Below are 19,495 nucleotides of genomic sequence, written 5' to 3'. Positions count from 1 at the left end.
CCATGGTCTCCGCTACCGGGACACCGCCGCCGCGCGGCTCGTCGGAACCGCCGTCGCGCGGCTCGTCGGAACCGCCGTCGCGCGGCTCGTCGACACCGCCGCGGCGCGGACTGTTGCACCGGCTGCTGGTGCGGCCGGAGATCGGCGCCGCGCTCGGCGCGCTGCTGGTCTTCGCGTTCTTCTCGCTCGCCACCGGCAGATTCCTCAGCGCGCTCGGCGTGGCCACCTGGCTCGACGACGCGTCCACGCTGGGGATCATGGCGGTGGCGGTGGCGCTGCTCATGATCGGCGGTGAATTCGATCTGTCCGCCGGTGTGATGACCGCGTCCACCGCGCTGGTCACCGCGCTGCTCGCGACGCGCTGGGGGTGGAACGTGTGGCCCGCGCTGGTGGTGTCGCTGCTGTTCGCGCTGGCCGTCGGCGCGCTCAACGGCTGGCTCGTGATGCGTACGGGACTACCGAGTTTCATCGTCACGCTCGGCACGTTCCTCGCGCTGCAGGGGATCAACCTCGGGGTGACCCGGCAGATCACCGGCACCGTGCAGGTCTCGGGGATGCGGTCGGCGGCCGGATACTCCTCGGCCGGTTCGGTATTCGCCTCCACCGTCGACATCGGCGGCACCCGGTACCAGTCCTCGGTGCTGTGGTGGCTGGCGCTCACCGCGATCGCGGCAGTGGTGTTGCTGCGCACCCGATTCGGCAATCGGACCTTCGCCGTGGGCGGTTCGCTGTCCGCCGCGCGGGCCGTCGGCGTGCCGGCGGTGCGCACGAAGATCCTGTTGTTCATGACCACGGCGGGCGCGGCGTGGATCGTCGGCTCGATGAACGTCCTGCGGTTCGCCGGGGTCCAGGCGAATCAGGGGGTGGGACTGGAGTTCCAGTACATCATCGCGGCGGTGGTGGGCGGTTGCCTGCTCACCGGCGGCTACGGTTCGGTGATCGGGGCGTCGATCGGCGCGCTGATCTTCGGGATGGCGCGGCAGGGAATCGTGTTCGCGCGCTGGAACAACGACTGGTTCATGCTGTTCCTCGGCGTGCTGCTGCTGGCGGCGGTGCTGGTGAACAATGCCTTCGCGAAGCGAGCCGAAAGGGTGCGCCGATGAGCCCGTTGATCGAAACCGCCGGTGTCGGAAAGAGTTACGGCGGCGTGGTGGCCCTGCGGGATGTGTCGATGGTGGTCGAGCCCGGCGAGGTCACCTGTGTGCTCGGCGACAACGGCGCCGGGAAGTCGACGCTGATCAAGATCCTCGCCGGGGTGCACCGGCACGACACCGGTGAACTGCGGGTCGAGGGCGAGGCGGTGCGGTTCGCCTCGCCGCGGGCGGCGCTGGACCGCGGAATCGCCACCGTGTACCAGGATCTGGCGGTGGTTCCGCTGATGAGCGTGTGGCGCAATTTCGTCCTCGGCGCCGAACCCACCCGGGGGATCGGGCCGATCCGGCTGCTCGATCGCACCCGCGCGCTGCGCACGACCCGGAACGCGTTGTCGGACATGGGTATCGAGCTCGACGATCTGGAACAGCCGGTGGGCACGCTGTCCGGTGGGCAGCGGCAGTGCGTGGCGGTCGCCCGCGCGGTCCACTACGGGGCGAAGGTGCTGATCCTCGACGAACCGACCGCGGCGCTGGGGGTGAAACAGGCCGGGGTGGTGCTGCGCTACGTCGTGCAGGCGCGTGACCGCGGGCTGGGGGTCGTGCTCATCACCCACAACCCGCACCACGCGTATCCGGTCGGCGACCGCTTCGTGCTGCTCGAACGCGGTGCGGTGTGCGGTTCCTATCGGAAGTCCGAGATCGATGTGAACGAGCTGACCCGGCAGATGGCCGGTGGCGCGGAACTCGAAGCGCTGCAGCACGAATTGCGGCGGGTGGTCCGGCCGTGAGCGGATTCGGCGGTTCGCGGGGTGAACTCGGCGGGCTGCCGGAGGCGTTGACGATCGGGCGGGTCGGGGTGGACCTGTATCCGGAGCAGAGCGGGGTGCGGCTGGCGGAGGTGCGGACCTTCGCGAAGTCACTGGGCGGCACCGCGACCAACGTCGCCGTGGCCGCCGCTCGGCTGGGCCGGCGTACCGCGGTGCTGACGAAGGTCGGCCCCGACGGCTTCGGCGACTACGTGCGAACCGCGTTGCGGGAGTTCGGGGTCTCGCCCGATCATGTGGCGACCGCGCCGAATCTCCAGACGCCCGTGGTGTTCTGCGAACTGAACCCGCCCGCGGATCCGCCGCTGCTGTTCTATCGCGCGCCCATCGCACCCGATCTCACCCTCACTCCGGCCGATGTTCCGTGGGAGGTGGTGGATGCCGTGCCGCTGTTGTGGGTCACGGGCACCGGTGTCAGCGCCGAACCGGCGCGCGGTACCCAGCACGAGGTGCTGCGCCGCCGTGCTCGGCGTACCCACACCGTGCTCGACATCGACTACCGGCCGATGTTCTGGCCCGATACCGAGACCGCCGCGCGCGAGATCGGCGCGATGATCGACCATGTGACCGTGGTGGTCGGTAATCGGACCGAGATGCAGGTGGCCGTCGGTACCGCCGATCCGGACGAGGCCGCCGACCGGCTGCTCGCGCGCGGGGTCGGGCTGGCGGTGGTCAAGCGCGGCGCCGATGGTGTCCTGGTCGCCACCGAGTCCGAACGCTGGACGGTACCGCCGTGCCGGGTCGAGGTGGTGTGCGGACTCGGCGCCGGCGACGGCTTCGGCGGCGCGCTGATCCACGGTCTGCTCGCCGGCTGGGATCCGCACCGGATCGCCGTGTACGCGAATGCGGCCGGGGCCCTGGTGGCTTCGCGGCTGGCGTGTGCCGACGCCATGCCCACCGCCGCCGAGATCGAGGGGCTGCTGTGTGAGTGAGGTCGCCGGCGTTCCGGTGTGGCCGGTATCGCTGGCAGTCGGCTGTGAAGTCGATGTGCCGGAACATAATTCGGTCGAGTCGAGGGAGGTGTGGTGTATCTGACCGGTGAGCGGTGGCGGGAGCTGCTGCGGGTGCGGGTGGAGGAGCCGGCGGCGGTGCGGCGGGCGTATGCCGATCGGCGGCGGCGGTCGCGGCTGTTGTCCGCGCGGGGCACGCTGTTTCTGCTCGCGGCGGACCATCCGGCGCGCGGTGCGCTGGGGGTCGGGGCGGACCGGACGGCGATGGCGGATCGGCGAACATTGTTGGAGCGCTTGTTGATCGCACTCGACAATCCCGCCGTGGACGGGGTGCTCGGTTCGCCGGACGTGGTCGAGGAGCTGTTGCTGCTCGGGGCGCTGGACGACCGGATCGTGATCGGCTCGATGAACCGCGGCGGACTCGCGGGCGCGGACTGGGAGATCGACGACCGGTTCACCGGATACGACGCCGAATCGCTGGTGCGATTCCGGCTCGACGGCGGCAAAATGCTGCTGCGGCTGGTGGATTCGGATGCCCGGACCATTCCCACACTGCACGCCTGCGCCCGCGCGGTGTCGGAGTTGGCCGCGCACGGGCTCATGGCGATGGTCGAGCCGCTGCCGTACAGCCGCGACCACGCGGGATCGCTGGTGATGCACAAGGATTCGGCCGCCTTGCAGCGGGCCGTCACCGTGGCGTCCGGGCTGGGGGTCACCAGTGCGCACACCTGGCTGAAAATCCCCGCGCCGGAGGACATCTCGGTCCTCGACGCGACCACACTGCCGGTGTTGCTGCTCGGCGGCGCACCGTCCGGTGATCCGGCCGTCGATCTGGCGGCCTGGGGCGGAGCGCTCGGTCACGATGTGGTGCGCGGGTTGGTCGTCGGCCGCAGCCTGCTGTACCCACCGGACGGCGACGTCGCGGGCGCGGTCGCCGCGGCCGCCCGGCTGCTGGGAGCGTGAGGGCGGTGGCAACCGGATCGGGGGTGTGGCAACGCCGGGGTTGCCCTTCCGGTGGGACGGCGGCAGACCGGTGTGCCGGGTACGCTCGCGGGCGGGATCTCGCAGGACGGCCGGGTTCTCGGCCGCGGGTCCGGCGGCGGTGGGCAGCGTCCGGAATGTCCAGGCTGCAACGGGTGTGGCTGGATCGGGACGGGAGTCCGGAGGTGAGGTCGGTATGAGTTCATTGCATCGGCCTGCCGGAACTCTCGCCGACGGCGGCGATCCGGTGTTGCTGACGCCGGAGGGGGCCGGATGGACCTATGCCGGGTTGCGGGTGCTGCGATTGGCAGCCGGGCAGCAACGTATCGTGCACACTGGTGGGTACGAGGCGTTCGTGCTGCCGCTGGCCGGTGGTTGTACGGTACGGGTGGACGGGCAGGTGTTCGAATTGGCCGGGCGCGATTCGGTATTCACACGCGTGACGGATTTCGCGTACGTGCCGCGCGATGCCGAGGTGGCGCTCACCGCGGCGGCCGATGCCGAGATCGCCCTGCCCATGGCGCGGTGTGCGCGCCGGCTCGAGCCGAGATACGGTCCGGCCGAACAGGTTCCGGTGGAGGTTCGCGGTGCGGGCCGGGCCACCCGGCAGGTCACCAACTTCGGGGTGCCGGGGGTGTGGGAGCATGCCGACAAGCTCAATGCCTGTGAGCTGATCACCCCGGACGGGAACTGGTCGTCGTATCCGCCGCACAAGCACGATCGGGCGACCGAGTGCGAGGTGGTCAACGAGGAGATCTACTACTTCCGCATCGCCGGGCCCGACGGGATCACCCCCTCGCCAACGGGTTTCGGGCTGCACCGGACCTACACCGCCGACGGGTCGCTGGACGAGAACGTCGCGGTCCGCGACGGCGACGTGTTCCTGATCCCGCGCGGCTACCACGGTCCCTGCGTCGCGGCGCCGGGATATCCGATGTACTACCTGAACGTGCTGGCCGGTCCGGCGCCGCAGCGTTCGATGGCCTTCTGCGACGATCCCGCCCACGGCTGGGTGCGCGACAGCTGGGCGGGTGTGCCGGCCGACCCTCGTTGCCCGGTCACCGGTTCCGCCGGCCGGGTGCGCTGAGACCACATCACTGTCGATTTCACTGAAACGGTTACGGAGCACGAGGGGCCATCGAGATGGAACTGACTACTGCGCAGGCACTGGTGGCCTGGTTGATCGCTCAGCACTCCGAAACCCTGGACGGACGTGAAGTGCCGTTGTTCCCAGCGGTTTTCGCGATCTTCGGGCACGGCAACGTGCTGGGGCTGGGTACCGCGCTGCAGGAACGCAGCGATCTGATCCCGGTGTGGCGCGGGCACACCGAGCAGGGCATGGCGCTGGCCGCGGTCGGCCTGGCGAAGGCGGCGCACCGCCGCCAGGTGGGTGTCGCGACCTCCTCGATCGGGCCCGGTGCGCTGAACATGGTCACCGCCGCCGGGGTCGCGCACGCGAATCGGCTTCCGCTGCTGCTGCTTCCGGGCGACACCTTCGTCGGCCGGGCCCCCGATCCGGTGCTGCAACAGGTGGAGCACTTCGGGGACGGCACCGCCACCGTGAACGACGCGTTCCGTTCGGTCAGCCGGTATTTCGATCGGATCACCCGGCCCGAGCAGTTGCTCGCGGCGCTGCCCCAGGTGGCGCGGGTGCTCACCGATCCCGCCGACGCCGGGCCGGTGACGCTGGCCCTGCCGCAGGATGTGCAGGCGGAGGTCTTCGACTTCCCCGAATCGCTGTTCGAGCCGGTCGTGCACTCCGTCGCGCGCCCACGCGCCGACCGCACCCGGCTCGCCGTGGCCGCGGCCGCGCTGCGGGACTCCGATCGGCCGCTGCTGGTGCTCGGCGGCGGCGTGCGGTACTCCGGGGCCGGTCCGCGGGCGCTGGAATTCGCGCAGTGGCACGGTATTCCGATCGTCGAGACCACCGCGGGGCGGACCCTGGTGCCGCACGACCATCCGCTGTACGCGGGGCCGCTCGGCATCACCGGTTCGACCTCGGCGAATGCCCTTGCCGCCGAGGCGGATCTGATCCTCGCGGTGGGAACCCGGTTGCAGGACTTCACGACCGCGTCCTGGACGGTGTTCGCCCCCGAGGCCCGGCTGGTCAGTATCAACGCCGCCGGATTCGACGCGGTGAAGCACGGTTCGGTGGCCGTGGTCGCGGATGCCGATGCGGCGCTGCAGGATCTGCCCGGCCTGCTCGACGGCTGGGAGGCCGACCGGCAGTGGACCGACCGCGCCGCCGAGGTGCGCGCCGAATGGGACGGTTACGTCGACAAGTTGCGCGCGCCGGCGGCCGGGCAGCCCAGTTATGCCCAGATCGTCGGCGCCGTCAACGACCTCAGCGGTTCCGGTGACTACGTGATGACCGCGGCCGGCGGCCTGCCCGGCGAGGTGGTCGGCGGCTGGCGCGCGAGCGGGGGCGAACCCACCATGGATGTCGAATACGGCTTCTCCTGTATGGGATACGAGATCGCGGGTGCGTGGGGCGCGGCCATCGCCCACCGGCGCGGGCTGGTGACCACACTGCTCGGTGACGGTTCGTATCTGATGCTGAATTCGGAACTGTTCTCCGCGGCCTTCGCCGGGCACCCACTGGTCGCGGTGGTGTGCGACAACGGCGGGTACGCGGTGATCGCGAGATTGCAGGAGAGTCAGGGCGGCGTGCCGTTCAACAACTTCTACGCCGATTGCCGCACCAATCATCCGGCGCCGCCACGAGTCGATTTCGCCGCGCACGCGCATTCACTCGGTTGCGCCGTATTCACCGCCGACGATCTGGTCGGATTCCACGAGGCGTACGCGCAGGCGCGGGTGGCCGCCCGGACCGGATCGCGGCCCGCGGTGGTCGTGGTCCGCACCCAACCGGCGACCTGGACGGACACCGGCGCGTGGTGGGAGGTCGGCGTGCCCGAACATCTCGGCGGGCGAGTGGATTACGACGCCGGAAAACGGGCACAACGGCGTTACCGCTGACGGCGAACCGGTATCGCGGCTCGTCTGGACTGCGGGCGGTTGTCTGGCTATCGTTCGCCGGGGCGTCTGTTCCGATCGATGACGATCAGACGACGAGAAGGTAAGGGCGAATGGCACACGGCACGGTCAAGTGGTTCGACAGCAAGAAGGGTTTCGGGTTCATCGCCGCGGACGACGGCGGACCGGACGTCTTCGTCGAGTACACGGCGGTCGTCGGAGAGGGCTTCCGTTCGCTGGTGGCCGGGCAGCGGGTGCGGTTCGAGGTCCGCCGGGCGAAGGCGGGCCCCGAGGCCGTCGACGTCTTCGTTATGCCCGCGCTATAGTGTGTCGTAGCCCACAGTCGTGGTAATTCTGTTGCATCGGTCACTTCTCCGCAATTCTGGTTAACGGGTATTTATCAACCCGAGATACAACGGGGTGCCGGCCAGTTCAACTGGATAGCACGATCGAAAGGTATTTCATGATCCCCGTAATCATCGACACCGGAAGTGCGGCTGTGAACGGTGTGTTCAACACCCTGGGTGCGGCCTTCAATGGCCTGGTCAACACCCTGTCGACGGGCTCTTTCGGCCACTGAGCTCGCACGATGGCCGTGTGACGCGGCCGTGCACGGGCCCCGGGCGGACGCCGCCCGGGGCCCGGCGCCTTTCCGGCCGACCATTACCCGCGAGCCGCGTACAGCATTCTCGGAGCATTTTCACAGATCTGCGTGACGACAATCACGAGATGATCACAAGGCCCTGGTTGCGGCGGTTATGGGTACCCGGCAGACCCGCGGCAACCACCACTGGTGAGGGGACTTGTGGCGGATGTGGTCACCGGCGTGGCAATCTGGGTACATCGAGACTGGGTCGCCCGGAAGGTTGGTCGGCCGAGCTCGTCTACAGAAGGTATGAAATGGCGCAAGGCGTAGTGAAGTGGTTCAACAGCGAGAAGGGCTTCGGCTTCATCGCTCAGGAAAACGGCGGCCCGGATGTGTTCGTGCACTATTCGGCCGTGGCGGGTTCGGGCTTCCGCTCCCTCGATGAGGGACAGCGTGTGGAGTTCGAGATCGGGCAGGGCCAGAAGGGCCCGCAGGCCCAGGGCGTCCGCGTGATCGCCTGATCGGCGGTCCCACCGACTTTGTCAGCGGCCCCGCGCCTCACGGCGCGGGGCCGCTGCGTTTCTCCCGGCCGGATCGAACCGGTCGGTAACCGATTCGAGATGTACGCCCGGCGCCGGGATCGGGTTGTGACGGGCTGGTGGGCTGGTGTTCAGGCCCTGGTCAATGCCACGGACGAGGATGGCGCTCAGCGGTAGCTGAGTGGCGGCTGCCCGATCGGGCGGAGATCCGAATCATGGACAGCGACGTGCATGCCGACCACAAGTACACGATGCGCATCAGTCGGCTCGCGATCGACAAGCTGGGAATCAAACTGTACGACCGGGTTTCGGCGGTTCTCGCCGAACTCATCGCCAACTCCTACGACGCCGACGCCACCGTGGTCGAGGTGGTGCTGCCGTGGGGTGTCACCCTCGCCGGAACCGTGCGGGTGGCCGAGGAACCGCAGTACGAGATCATCGTGCGGGACAACGGACACGGCATGACCGCGGCCGAGATGAACGAGCACTATCTGATGGTCGGCTCCGACCGGCGGCTGCGCACCGGCTCCGATCTCTCCCGCGAACGGCAGCGACCGGTCATGGGCCGCAAGGGAATCGGGAAACTCGCGGCCTTCGGGATCTGCCGCACCATCGAAGTCGTCACCGCCGGTAGCGAACCCGGCGACCGGACCGACGCGGGCTGGCCGGTGTCGCACATCGTGATGGATCTGCAGGACATGCTCTCCGACACCGAGAGCGACTACTTCCCGGCCGTCGGCGAACTCGACGGTACGGTCGCCGCCGAGCGCGGCACCACCGTGATCCTGCGCGACTTCTTCCGCAAGCGGGTGAACTCCGGTCCGGAGCTGAACCGGCAGCTGGCCGCGCGGTTCGGTATCGAACGCTCGGATTGGCGGGTGGAGGTCCACAACAGCGCCGGCGAGGGTGAGAGTTTCACCCTCAGCGACCTGCCGGTCGACGTGATGGAGGAGACCCGCGTCGACGTCGCCGACCGGCCGGTGCGCTACGGCCGCGGCCAGCTGCCGGTGTCCGGCTGGGTGGCCTATTCGCGGCAGCCCTACAAGGACGAGGCGATGGCCGGGGTGCGGCTGTACGCCCGCGGCAAGATCGTCGCGCAGACCCGGGACTTCGGTATCCCGGCCGGATTCACCGGCGAGTTCAAGCTGCGTTCCTATCTGGTCGGGGCCATCCACGTCGACTGGCTCGACGACGACGAGGATCTGGTCCGCTCCGATCGCCAGGACATCATGTGGAATTCGCCGCGCGGCGAGGCGCTGGCCGTGTGGGGGCACGAGCTGATCCGGGAGATCGGCCGGATGGGGGAGCGGTCGATCCGGCGCCGGGTCTGGGAGGAGTTCGTCGAAAAGTCGCACATCTACCAGACCCTGGACACGATCGCGCCGGGCGACCGGATGTTCCGCGATTCGGTGGTCGACGCCGCGCGAATCCTGGTGGCCAACAAGGACCGTGCCGCGCTCGAGGATCCCGGTCATGTGGAAAGCATTGTGCGGCTGGCACTGTCGCTGGGCCCGCAGCGCAGTCTGCTGGAGACGCTCAAGGAGATCGCCGACGAGACCGATCCGCGGATGGATGTGGTGGTGGCGTTGTTCGAGCGGGCGCGGGTCGCCGAGATCTACTCGCTGGGCCAGATCGCCAGCGAGCGGGTCGCGGTGGTGGGCCGCCTGCACCGGCTCGTCGACGACCGGCGCTCGCTGGAGCGGCCGTTCCAGGAACTGATCGAGCGGGCGCCGTGGCTGCTGGCCCCGGAATGGACGCCGCTGGGCATGAACGAATCGCTCAAGCGGGTCCGGGCGAGCTTCGAGCGTTGGTACGCACAGAAATACGGCGAGACGCTGCTCACCACCTCGATCGGCAGCGAGAAGCGGGAACCGGATTTCGTACTGCTGCACGACTCCGGCGAGCTGTGGATCGTGGAGATCAAGCGGATGGACTACCACCTCACCGACGAGGAGTACAACCGCGCCATCAACTATCTCTACGCGCTGGACACCTTCCTCACCGAGAACCCGCGCATCGGCGCTCAATTCCCGCGCCGCCGATTGACATTCATCGTCGACCACATCGACCGGCTGCGTCCCGCCTCGCGCTCCTCGCTGGACAGCGATGCCCGCATCGACCGCCGCACCTGGCGGGAACTGCTGGATTCCACCCTCCGCGCGCACCGCGACTTCCTGGAGCGGGTGTACGAGATGCGCGCCGAGGAGGACGCGGGCCCGGCGGACGGTGTGCGCGCGGGCTGAGCCGGTGACCGGCCGGATGCGGCCCGAGCGAGGGGTTCGGGCCGTCCGGTGCCCGCGCCGGTCCGGGGCGGCGCCCCCGCAGGCGGATGAGACGCCGTATCCACCGGTGGTCACACGGTACCGATGATGCAACCGGTGTCGAACGGGACCGGTAGCGCCGCGAGCCGGGCCGGATCGGTGACCCGGCCGACGACCGGTGTATCCGGGATCGGCTGCGAGGGATCGGCGGAACCGCCTGTGCGCATGGATTTTCCGTCCAGTTCGGGGACCGGGGGCAGGCCGAACAGGTCCAGTACGGTCGGGGTCAGGTCGATCAGCGAGTAGCCGTTGTACTGCCGTCCCGCCGCGAAGTCCGGTCCGCGCGCGATCACGAAACTGGCTGTCTCGTAAGCGCTCTGGCCGCCGTGCCCGCCCTCGGGCTTGTGGCCGTGATCGGTGGTGACCAGGATCGTCCAGCGCTCGCCGTGCGCGCGGGAGCGGGTGTCGACCGCGTCGACGATGCCGCCGACCAGGACGTCCACCCGGCTGATCGCGTCCCGGTACGCCTGCGGGTTCGCCGCGCGCAGCCGGTGACCGGCGATGTCGACCTGGTCGAGGTGGGTGAACACCAGGTCGGTGCCCGCGGTGATCGCGGCGACCGTGGCCGCCGCGGTCTCGGTGTCGATATCGGCCTCGCAGCCGTAGGTGCCGTACCGGTTGGCGCCGGCGGTGACGATCAGATCGGCGTGCGGTTCGCCGGTGCGGGCGATCGTGCTGATCGTGTCCCAGGTCGCGATCGATGCCGTCCGGCGTTGCGCCGCTGCGGTTTTCACGCGGTGGAAGACCGTCGGATAGGTGGCGAAGACCTCCGGGCGGCAGGTGCCGTCGTTGTCGCAGATGCCGGTGCGGGTGTCCCAGTAGCCGGTCAGGGCCGCCGACCAGGACGGGCACGAGATCGTCGTGTGCGGCGCGATCGAGTAGCGGGAGAGGGTGCCCTCGGCCGCGAGCCGGCGCAGATTCGGCGTGACCGCGGCGAGCAGTTCGGTATAGAGGCAGCCGTCGATGCCGATCACCGCGATCTTGTTCGCCGCGGCGCCGCGGGCGGGGTCGGGACGGGTGGCGTCCGGCGCCGGATCACCGGACACCGCCGCCGCATTCGGTGCCACGGCCGCCGCGAGGGTGGCCGTGAGTCCGGTGGCCAGCAGTGCCGAGAAGGTGCGCCGGTCGAGGGGCATACTTCGAAAATGCCCGCGGAAACCGGCCGTATCCAGGCGGAACGTCGCTGTTCGCGAAGGTTTCGCGCCCCCGGCACGGGGTGGACGTATCGGGTTCATGCGTTCACCGTGATGTTCCCCGGGATGTTCCCCGCGCGGCCCGAACAGGTCGACAACGGTGGCGGCTGCGGCCTGCGGATTCTCCGGGCAGTGGGTGCGGCCGACGGGTGGGGCCGATGGTCCGGGGCTCGCCCATTAAGCTGGTCGGCGGTAACTGCCGACCCCCATCTCCCCAGGAGTGCCCCACAGTGAGCCAGAATGGCCGTCCTGTTGTTCTGATCGCCGACAAGCTCGCCCAGTCGACCGTCGATGCGCTCGGTGACGGAGTCGAGGTTCGCTGGGTCGACGGCCCGAATCGTCCCGAGCTGCTGGCCGCCGTGCCGGAGGCCGACGCGCTGCTGGTGCGCTCGGCGACCACGGTCGACGCCGAGGTGCTCGAGGCGGGCCGGAAGCTGAAGATCGTCGCGCGCGCCGGTGTCGGCCTCGACAATGTCGACGTGCCCGCGGCCACCGAGCGCGGCGTCATGGTCGTCAACGCGCCGACCTCGAACATCCACACCGCCGCCGAGCACGCGGTCACGCTGCTGCTGGCCGCCGCGCGGCAGATCCCGGCCGCCGACGCCACCCTGCGCGAGCACACCTGGAAGCGCAGCAAGTTCAACGGTGTCGAGATCTTCGGCAAAACCGTCGGCGTGATCGGCCTGGGCCGGATCGGCCAGCTGTTCGCCGCCCGCCTCGCCGCGTTCGAGACCAAGATCGTCGCGTACGACCCGTACGTATCGCCGGCCCGCGCCGCTCAGCTCGGTATCGAGCTGCTGTCGCTGGACGAGCTGCTGCAGCGCGCCGACCTCATCTCGGTCCACCTGCCCAAGACCCCGGAGACCAAGGGCCTGCTCTCCGCGGAGAAGCTGGCGCTGACCAAGCCGGGTGTGATCATCGTCAACGCCGCGCGTGGCGGCCTGATCGACGAGACCGCCCTGGCCGACTCGATCAACTCCGGTCACGTGCGCGCCGCCGGTATCGACGTGTACGAGACCGAGCCGTGCACCGACAGCCCGCTGTTCGAGCTGCCGCAGGTCGTGGTCACCCCGCATCTGGGCGCGTCGACCTCCGAGGCGCAGGACCGCGCGGGCACCGACGTCGCCCGGTCGGTGCTGCTGGCGCTGGCCGGTGAGTTCGTGCCGGGTGCGGTGAACGTCACCGGCGGCGCGGTCGGCGAAGAGGTCGCCCCGTGGCTCGAGATCGTGCGCAAGCAGGGTGTGCTGCTCGGTGGGCTGTCCGACGAGCTGCCGGTCAGCGTCGAGGTCCAGGTGCGCGGCGAGCTGTCGTCGGAAGATGTTGCGGTGCTGGAACTCTCGGCGCTGCGCGGCATCTTCTCGGCACTGGTCGAGGATCAGGTCACCTTCGTCAACGCGCCGGCGATGGCCAAGGAGCGCGGTATCGAGGCCACCGTCACCACGGTGTCGGAGAGCCCGAGCCACCGCAGCCTGGTCGATCTGCGCGCGGTGTTCGGCGACGGCCGCACCCTGAACGTGGCCGGTGCGCTCACCGAGCCCGAGCAGGTGCAGAAGATCGTGAACATCAACGGCCGCAACTACGATCTGCGGGCCGAGGGCCTGAACATCGCCATCCTCAACTACGACGATCGCCCGGGTGCGCTGGGCAAGATCGGCACCAAGCTGGGTGAGGCCGGTATCGACATCCTGGCCGCCCAGCTGACCCAGGACGTCGACAAGGAGGGCGCCACCGTGATCCTCCGCGTCGCCGAGCCGGTTCCCGCCGAGGTGCGGGCCGCGATCGCCGAGGTCGTCGGCGCCGCCAAGGTCGCCCAGGTCGACCTGAGCTGAGCCGTTACGGCGCACGGCCGCGATGCCGTGCGCCGCACTCGGTTCCGTCGCGTCCGAACCCCTCCGGTCACGGGTTCCCGGCGGACTTGCGGGCCCGAGCCGTACCGACGAAATGGAGCAATGGTCCTATGAAGCTGGCTGTCATCGCGGGTGACGGTATCGGTCCCGAGGTCATCGGCGAGGCGCTGAAGGTGCTCGACGTGGTCGTGCCGGGGGTCGAGAAGACCGAATACGATCTGGGCGCCAAGCGGTACCACGCCACCGGCGAGATCCTGCCGGATTCGGTGCTGCCGGAGCTGCGGCAGCACGACGCGATCCTGCTCGGCGCGATCGGTGATCCGTCGGTGCCCAGCGGCGTCCTCGAGCGCGGCCTGCTGCTCCGCACCCGGTTCGCGCTCGATCACCACGTGAACCTGCGGCCGTCGAAGCTGTATCCCGGCGTGACCAGTCCGCTCAGCGGCGATCCCGATATCGACTTCGTGGTGGTGCGCGAGGGTACCGAGGGCCCCTACACGGGCACCGGCGGCGCGATCCGCGTCGGCACCCCGCACGAGGTGGCCACCGAGGTCAGCACGAATACCCGCTTCGGGATAGAGCGGGTCGTGCGGTACGCCTTCGACAAGGCGCAGGCGCGGCGCCGGCATCTGACCCTGGTGCACAAGACCAATGTGCTCACCTTCGCGGGCTCGCTGTGGCTGCGCACCGTCGAACAGGTCGGCGCCGAATATCCGGATGTGCGGGTCGCGTATCAGCACATCGACGCCGCCACCATACACATGGTGAACGATCCGGGCCGATTCGATGTGATCGTCACCGACAACCTGTTCGGCGACATCATCACCGACCTCGCCGCGGCCGTCTCCGGCGGTATCGGCCTGGCCGCCTCCGGCAACATCGATGCCTCCGGCGTCAACCCGAGCATGTTCGAGCCCGTGCACGGCAGTGCGCCGGATATCGCGGGCCAAGCGAAGGCCGACCCGACCGCGGCGATCCTGTCGGTGTCGCTGCTGCTGAACCATCTCGGCGAGACCGAGGCGGCCGCCCGGATCGAATCCGCGGTCGCGAAGGATCTGGCCTCCCGCTCGGGTGCCGCGTCCACGGTGGCGATCGGCGATCGGATCGCCGCCGCCGTCTGATTCGCCGCCGACGGGCCCTGCACTCGAGTATCGTTCGGGTGCAGGGCCTTTCGCGTGCATGGTGGCGTGTGGCCGGTCAGGCGCCGCCGGTGGTCACCGCACGACGACGGTGACCTGCCAGGGCACCGGATCCGGGCAGGCGGTGCCCGGCTCCGGAACGCAGCTGCGGGCGCTGACGAGCGTCCCACTGCCCGGCCCCACCGCCGTGAAGATCGACTCCGCCGTACCGGCCTGCGGCGCCCGGCCGCCGTGCTGCCGCAGCACGGCCGGATCCGCCGAAACCGGTGTGTCCCATGCCCAGGCCCCCTGCTCGTCCCGTCCGCCGACGAGCAGCACCCGTACGAGATCGCCCGGCCCGGCCGCGATCGTGCGGCCGTCGTCGCGATAACCGAGCATGATCAGGGTCGGCTCGTCGGCCCGCGCCGGTGCCGGCCCGAACCAGGGCACCGGGCCGAACGAGAGATATGCGACGGCCAGGGCCGCCAGGAACGAACGCGTGAACTTCGACATCGCCCTCCTACTCGTGTGAACCGATCGACGGCAGAGCAAGAACCACGAAACGCGGTTGGACGGTACCGTTCGGGGTTCCGCGGCCCGTCGGCGGCCCCCGGACGTGTCCGTGAACATGCAGCACTCGGCATGCCGCGGTGCCGGACGGCCGGGCTCGTCCCATGATTCGTATCGAGCGGGCGGTCCTCGACGACGCGTCCACCGGAGTCGGCGGTCGTGGCCGAAGAGTAGTGAGTGCTGCGCAGATATCGAGGCGGACAAGACTTTTCGGTCACCTCGGGCCCCGCCGCGCATGCCCGGTTCCGATCTCCGACCGTACGGGAACCGGCCCGGAACGTAGAAGTTGTTGTTTCGAAGTAGGTTTCGTACGCCGCGTATGCCGATCTGTCATGTCCCCGCGGTATGACCGTCCGGTTGACCGTCCAAGCCGGGGGTGGGGGATGGGCAAGGCGGACAAGGCATCCGACGGACCTCCGGTGTGGCAGGATATGTTTGTAGCTCCAACCGTTTGGGTACCGGAACCTCCGCCGGCACTCCGGTCCGGCGGGCCGGGATCGGAGCACCGGATGTCCTCGATACCAACGCGGTTCGGAAACCACCGTCGATCCGGGTGATCGATCGGCCGGCTGCCGCGTACCGAGTTCCCCTCTACTCGTGGGCATCTGAATCGATCGGATCTCGGATTTGTTGCGCCGGCGTGACGAATTCGCCCGGCCGTGACCGTGCCGCCGCCGCGATCCGCGCGTCGCCGGAAGAGAATTTCGGGGCCCAGCGAACTCGTGGCATCCGCCGGAGGTGCTCGCTCGCCGTTAGCCGGTGCCCCGCGGCGGCCGTGCCGACGGCCACGCCCCCGCTCGAATACGGCTGCGCGAGCGGGGGTGTGACGGTCGGCGGGTCAGGCCGCGGCGGGGACGCGGGAGCGGTCCCGGGGTACCAGTGGGACGGCGGCGGCCGCCACGAGGGCGGCGGCCAGATAGGCCGACGGGAAGCCCGCCGCGGTGATCAGGGCGCCGAAGACCGGGGCGATGGCCGCGGCGGCCAGATTCTGCCCGGTGTTCTGGATGCCCAGACCGCGGCCGCTCCAGAAGGGTCCGGCGATCTCCGCGACCGCGGTGAAGGCCAATCCGTTGTCCGCCACCGTGATCACCGACGCGACCGCCAGGATCGGCAGCGCGAGCCACCACCAGTGCAGCCACGCGGTCAGGGCCAGGCCCGCCATCGAGAACACCGCCGCGATCGCCACCGTGCGCAGCGGCCGCAGCCGGCTGCCGACCCGGTCGGACCAGGCGCCCGCGCCGATGCGGCCCGCCGCGCCCAGCAGCTGGGTGGCGGTGACCACCGCACCCGCGGCGGTCAGGGACAGGTGCGCGTCGCGGTGCAGCCACAGCAGTGCGAAGGTCCAGACCGTGGACTGCGGGATCACCAGCAGCACCGAGACCAGGTGGATGCGCCACAGCGTGCTGTCGCCACGGTAGGGGTTGGCGGGGCGCGCGTCGCCGGTGGCCGGCGGCCGGGGCGGATCGACGATGCCCAGCAGGCAGCCGATCGCCGCCACCCCGGCCATCGTCGCGGGTATCAGGATCGCGAGGGAAAACCCGTGTGCCGCAGCGACGGCCGGGATCGTCAGGGCGCCGACGGCCACCCCCAGCGGTTGCGCGGTCTGCCGGATGCCCATCGCCAGGCCGCGCTGATCGGCCGGGAACCAGCCCACGATCACCCGTCCGCTGGCCCCGTTGGTGCTGCCCGCGCCGAGTCCGGCCAGGAACAGCAGGGCGCCCAGGACGACATACCCCGAGGCCGGGACGGTGCGGCCGGCCGCGTACGCCGCCATGGACGCGGCCGCGCCGGCGCCCGCGGCGCAGGTCAGCGCGGGTCCGGCCACCAGGGCGGCCCGTTCGCCGAACCGGTCCACCACGTAGCCCCAGGCGATCAGGGTGCACACCAGGCCCACCGTCGGCATCGAGACCAGCAGACCCGCTGTGGCCAAAGGCATTCCGCGATCGGTCAAGGCGGGCAACAGGAACGGGGTGCCGTTGACGATCACGGCGCTGGAACCCTGCGCGAACACTCCGAGGCCGAGCATGCTCCACCGGCGGGTCGCGCTGATCGGGGTCGCGGCGGTCATATCCTCACCTCGGTATCTCATATAATGGGATTCAAGTCTTACTCCTTGAACACGACGCTCACGGTACACCCCGGGCGCGACCGGTGTGCGCCGACCCGATCCGGCGACGCGCGGTCCCGCCCAGACCGGGTGGTCCGGCCTATCGGGGCAGGTGGATAGACTGCGAGCCATGCGTCTAGGTCGTGTAGCCAGCCCGGATGGGCTCGCGTTCGTCAGCATCGAGGGATCCGATGCGGAGACGGTCGCCCGTGAAATCGCCGATCACCCCTTCGGCACGCCCACGTTCACCGGTCGCAGCTGGCCGCTGGCGGACGTCCGGCTGCTCGCGCCGATCCTGGCCAGCAAGGTGGTCTGCATCGGCAAGAACTACGCCGCGCACGCCCGCGAGATGGGCGGGGAGGCACCGGCGGATCCGGTGATCTTCATCAAGCCGAGTACTTCGATCAACAACCCGAACTCGCCGATCCTGTTGCCGCCCAGTTCGTCTCAGGTGGACTACGAGGGCGAGCTGGCGGTGGTGATCGGCCGCCCGTGCCGGGACGTACCGGCGCAGCGCGCCGCCGACGTGATCCTCGGATACACCGTCGCCAACGATGTCACCGCCCGTGACCAGCAGCGGCACGACGGTCAGTGGACCCGCGGCAAGGGGTACGACACCTTCTGCCCGCTCGGCCCGTGGATCGAAACCGAGCTGGATCCCTCGGATCTCGAACTCGTCACCGAACTCGACGGCGAGGTCCGCCAGCGCAGCCGGACGTCCCTTCTGCTGCACGACATTCCGAAGCAGATCGAATGGATATCCGCGGTCATGACGTTGCTCCCCGGTGACGTCATCCTCACCGGCACCCCGGAAGGTGTAGGACCGATGAAAGATGGGCAAACCGTTTCCGTGACGGTCGAGGGAATCGGTACCCTCACCAATCCCGTTGCCACCAAACGCTGATCGAGGAGGGCAGACATGACCGACGTCAGAGTTCGCTTCTGTCCGTCACCGACCGGCACCCCGCATGTCGGTTTGATCCGGACGGCGCTGTTCAACTGGGCGTTCGCCCGCCACTTCGGCGGCGCGTTCGTCTTCCGCATCGAAGACACCGATGCCGCACGGGATTCGGAGGAGTCGTACCGGGCGCTGCTGGACGCGCTGCGCTGGCTCGGCCTCACCTGGGACGAGGGGCCGGAGATCGGCGGCTCGTTCGGGCCGTACCGGCAGTCGTTGCGCCGTGACATCCACCGGGATGCGGTGCGGCGCTTGCTCGAGGCGGGGGAGGCCTACGAATCCTTCTCCACTCCAGAGGAAGTCGAGGCTCGGCATCGGGCCGCCGGCCGCGACCCGAAACTCGGCTACGACAACTTCGACCGCGAGCTGTCCGCGGAGCGGATCGCCGCGTACCGGGCCGAGGGCCGCCCGGCGGTGATCCGGTTGCGGATGCCCGATCGCGACATCACCTGGCGCGATCTGGTGCGCGGCGAGACCACCTTCAAGGCCGGGGTGGTACCCGACTTCGCGCTCACCCGCGGCACCGGCGATCCGCTGTACACGCTGGTCAATCCGCTCGACGACGCGATGATGCGGATCACCCACGTGTTGCGCGGCGAGGATCTGCTGTCGTCCACGCCGCGGCAGATCGCGTTGCACGAGGCGTTGCAGCGCATCGGCGTTTCCGAGTTCACCCCGCAGTTCGGTCACCTGCCGTTCGTGATGGGGCAGGGCAACAAGAAGTTGTCCAAGCGCGATCCCGAGTCGAATCTGTTCCTGCATCGCGAGCGCGGATTCATCCCTGAGGGTTTGCTGAATTACCTGGCTTTGCTCGGCTGGAGCCTCGCCGACGACCACGACGTCTTCTCGATGGCCGAGATGGTCGAGGCCTTCGAGATATCGAAAGTAAATTCGAATCCCGCCCGCTTCGACCAGAAGAAGGCGGACGCTCTCAACGCCGAGCACATTCGTTTGCTGGATCCGGGTGATTTCACCCGCCGGCTGCGCGAGTACCTCACCGAGCACGGCCACATCGGCGCCGAGGTGGACGAGAAGGTTTTCGCCGCCGCGGCGGAGTTGGTGCAGACCCGGATCGTGGTGCTCGCCGATGCCTGGGACCTGCTGAAGTTCCTGTTCCGCCCGGAAACCGAGTTCACCGTGGATCCGGCGGCGGCGGAAAAGAATCTGGGACCGGATGCGGCACCGGTGTTGCAGGCCGCCATCGCCGCGCTGGAGGGCGTTCCGGAGTGGACGGCTCCCCGACTCGAAGAGACGTTGAAAACGGCGCTGGTGGACGATCTGGGCCTGAAACCGCGCAAGGCCTTCGCGCCGGTGCGGGTCGCGGTGACCGGATCGCACATCAGCCCGCCGCTGTACGAGTCGCTGGAACTGCTCGGCCGGGAGATCACCATGGACCGGCTGCGGGCCGCCTCGGTGCTCACCGCCGCGCTGTAG

At 69.3% G+C, this 19,495-nt stretch carries 16 protein-coding genes; 13 read left to right on the top strand and 3 right to left on the bottom strand.

Going from position 1 to position 19,495, the window contains the following annotated elements; genetic code table 11:
- Positions 1 to 2 precede the first annotated feature (2 nt).
- From G361_RS0126185 to G361_RS44940, 9 genes are all read left to right on the top strand, one after another.
- Positions 3 to 1,103, top strand: coding sequence for an ABC transporter permease (locus tag G361_RS0126185; RefSeq protein WP_019930084.1), 1,101 nt, complete (start codon positions 3 to 5; stop codon positions 1,101 to 1,103).
- Positions 1,100 to 1,882: an ATP-binding cassette domain-containing protein gene (locus G361_RS0126180; protein ID WP_019930083.1), complete on the top strand. Its 783-nt coding sequence runs from the start codon at positions 1,100 to 1,102 to the stop codon at positions 1,880 to 1,882. Before G361_RS0126185 ends, G361_RS0126180 begins: the two co-directional genes overlap by 4 nt.
- Positions 1,879 to 2,850: a 5-dehydro-2-deoxygluconokinase gene (iolC, locus tag G361_RS0126175; protein WP_019930082.1), complete on the top strand. Its 972-nt coding sequence runs from the start codon at positions 1,879 to 1,881 to the stop codon at positions 2,848 to 2,850. Before G361_RS0126180 ends, iolC begins: the two co-directional genes overlap by 4 nt.
- A gap of 90 nt (positions 2,851 to 2,940) precedes the next feature.
- Entirely contained in the window at positions 2,941 to 3,831 is an 891-nt protein-coding gene (locus G361_RS0126170; protein WP_019930081.1) for a hypothetical protein, read from the top strand.
- A gap of 214 nt (positions 3,832 to 4,045) precedes the next feature.
- Positions 4,046 to 4,936 (top strand): 5-deoxy-glucuronate isomerase, encoded by an 891-nt coding sequence (gene iolB, locus G361_RS0126165; RefSeq protein WP_019930080.1) that lies wholly within the window; start codon positions 4,046 to 4,048, stop codon positions 4,934 to 4,936.
- 56 nt (positions 4,937 to 4,992) lie between these two features.
- The gene (gene iolD / locus G361_RS0126160) at positions 4,993 to 6,828 is read left to right on the top strand and encodes a 3D-(3,5/4)-trihydroxycyclohexane-1,2-dione acylhydrolase (decyclizing) (RefSeq protein WP_019930079.1); all 1,836 of its coding nucleotides are present in this window, start codon (positions 4,993 to 4,995) and stop codon (positions 6,826 to 6,828) included.
- 110 nt (positions 6,829 to 6,938) lie between these two features.
- The gene (locus G361_RS0126155; RefSeq protein WP_019930078.1) at positions 6,939 to 7,151 is read left to right on the top strand and encodes a cold-shock protein; all 213 of its coding nucleotides are present in this window, start codon (positions 6,939 to 6,941) and stop codon (positions 7,149 to 7,151) included.
- Positions 7,152 to 7,725: 574 nt separating this feature from the next.
- The gene (locus tag G361_RS0126145; protein ID WP_019930076.1) at positions 7,726 to 7,932 is read left to right on the top strand and encodes a cold-shock protein; all 207 of its coding nucleotides are present in this window, start codon (positions 7,726 to 7,728) and stop codon (positions 7,930 to 7,932) included.
- 233 nt (positions 7,933 to 8,165) lie between these two features.
- Positions 8,166 to 10,193, top strand: a complete 2,028-nt coding sequence (locus G361_RS44940) for an ATP-binding protein (RefSeq protein WP_019930075.1) — start codon at positions 8,166 to 8,168, stop codon at positions 10,191 to 10,193.
- 110 nt (positions 10,194 to 10,303) lie between these two features.
- Here G361_RS44940 and G361_RS0126135 read toward each other — a convergent pair whose 3' ends face one another.
- On the bottom strand, positions 10,304 to 11,407 hold the full coding sequence (locus tag G361_RS0126135) for an alkaline phosphatase family protein (RefSeq protein ID WP_019930074.1): 1,104 nt from the start codon (positions 11,405 to 11,407) through the stop codon (positions 10,304 to 10,306).
- Between the two features lie 287 nt (positions 11,408 to 11,694).
- On the opposite strand from G361_RS0126135, the gene serA reads away from it, so the two are divergent.
- Both serA and G361_RS0126125 read left to right on the top strand, forming a co-directional pair.
- On the top strand, positions 11,695 to 13,293 hold the full coding sequence (gene serA / locus G361_RS0126130; protein WP_019930073.1) for a phosphoglycerate dehydrogenase: 1,599 nt from the start codon (positions 11,695 to 11,697) through the stop codon (positions 13,291 to 13,293).
- A gap of 128 nt (positions 13,294 to 13,421) precedes the next feature.
- The gene (locus tag G361_RS0126125; protein ID WP_019930072.1) at positions 13,422 to 14,429 is read left to right on the top strand and encodes a 3-isopropylmalate dehydrogenase; all 1,008 of its coding nucleotides are present in this window, start codon (positions 13,422 to 13,424) and stop codon (positions 14,427 to 14,429) included.
- A gap of 93 nt (positions 14,430 to 14,522) precedes the next feature.
- Here the strand turns inward: G361_RS0126125 and G361_RS0126120 are convergent, their stop codons facing one another.
- Positions 14,523 to 14,939, bottom strand: a complete 417-nt coding sequence (locus G361_RS0126120) for a hypothetical protein (RefSeq protein ID WP_019930071.1) — start codon at positions 14,937 to 14,939, stop codon at positions 14,523 to 14,525.
- Positions 14,940 to 15,834: 895 nt separating this feature from the next.
- The gene (locus tag G361_RS0126110; protein ID WP_019930070.1) at positions 15,835 to 17,064 is read right to left on the bottom strand and encodes an MFS transporter; all 1,230 of its coding nucleotides are present in this window, start codon (positions 17,062 to 17,064) and stop codon (positions 15,835 to 15,837) included.
- A 169-nt stretch (positions 17,065 to 17,233) separates the two neighbouring features.
- Between G361_RS0126110 and G361_RS0126105 the strand changes: the two genes are divergently transcribed.
- Positions 17,234 to 18,007 (top strand): fumarylacetoacetate hydrolase family protein, encoded by a 774-nt coding sequence (locus G361_RS0126105; RefSeq protein ID WP_019930069.1) that lies wholly within the window; start codon positions 17,234 to 17,236, stop codon positions 18,005 to 18,007.
- Positions 18,008 to 18,022: 15 nt separating this feature from the next.
- A complete protein-coding gene (gene gltX, locus G361_RS0126100) occupies positions 18,023 to 19,495 on the top strand; it encodes a glutamate--tRNA ligase (protein WP_019930068.1) in 1,473 nt (490 codons plus the stop codon).

It is taken from the genome of Nocardia sp. BMG111209, from assembly GCF_000381925.1.
Lineage (GTDB): Bacteria > Actinomycetota > Actinomycetes > Mycobacteriales > Mycobacteriaceae > Nocardia.
The sequence above is the reverse complement of the archived record's forward strand: the minus strand, read 5'-3'. Positions and strand labels throughout refer to the sequence as shown.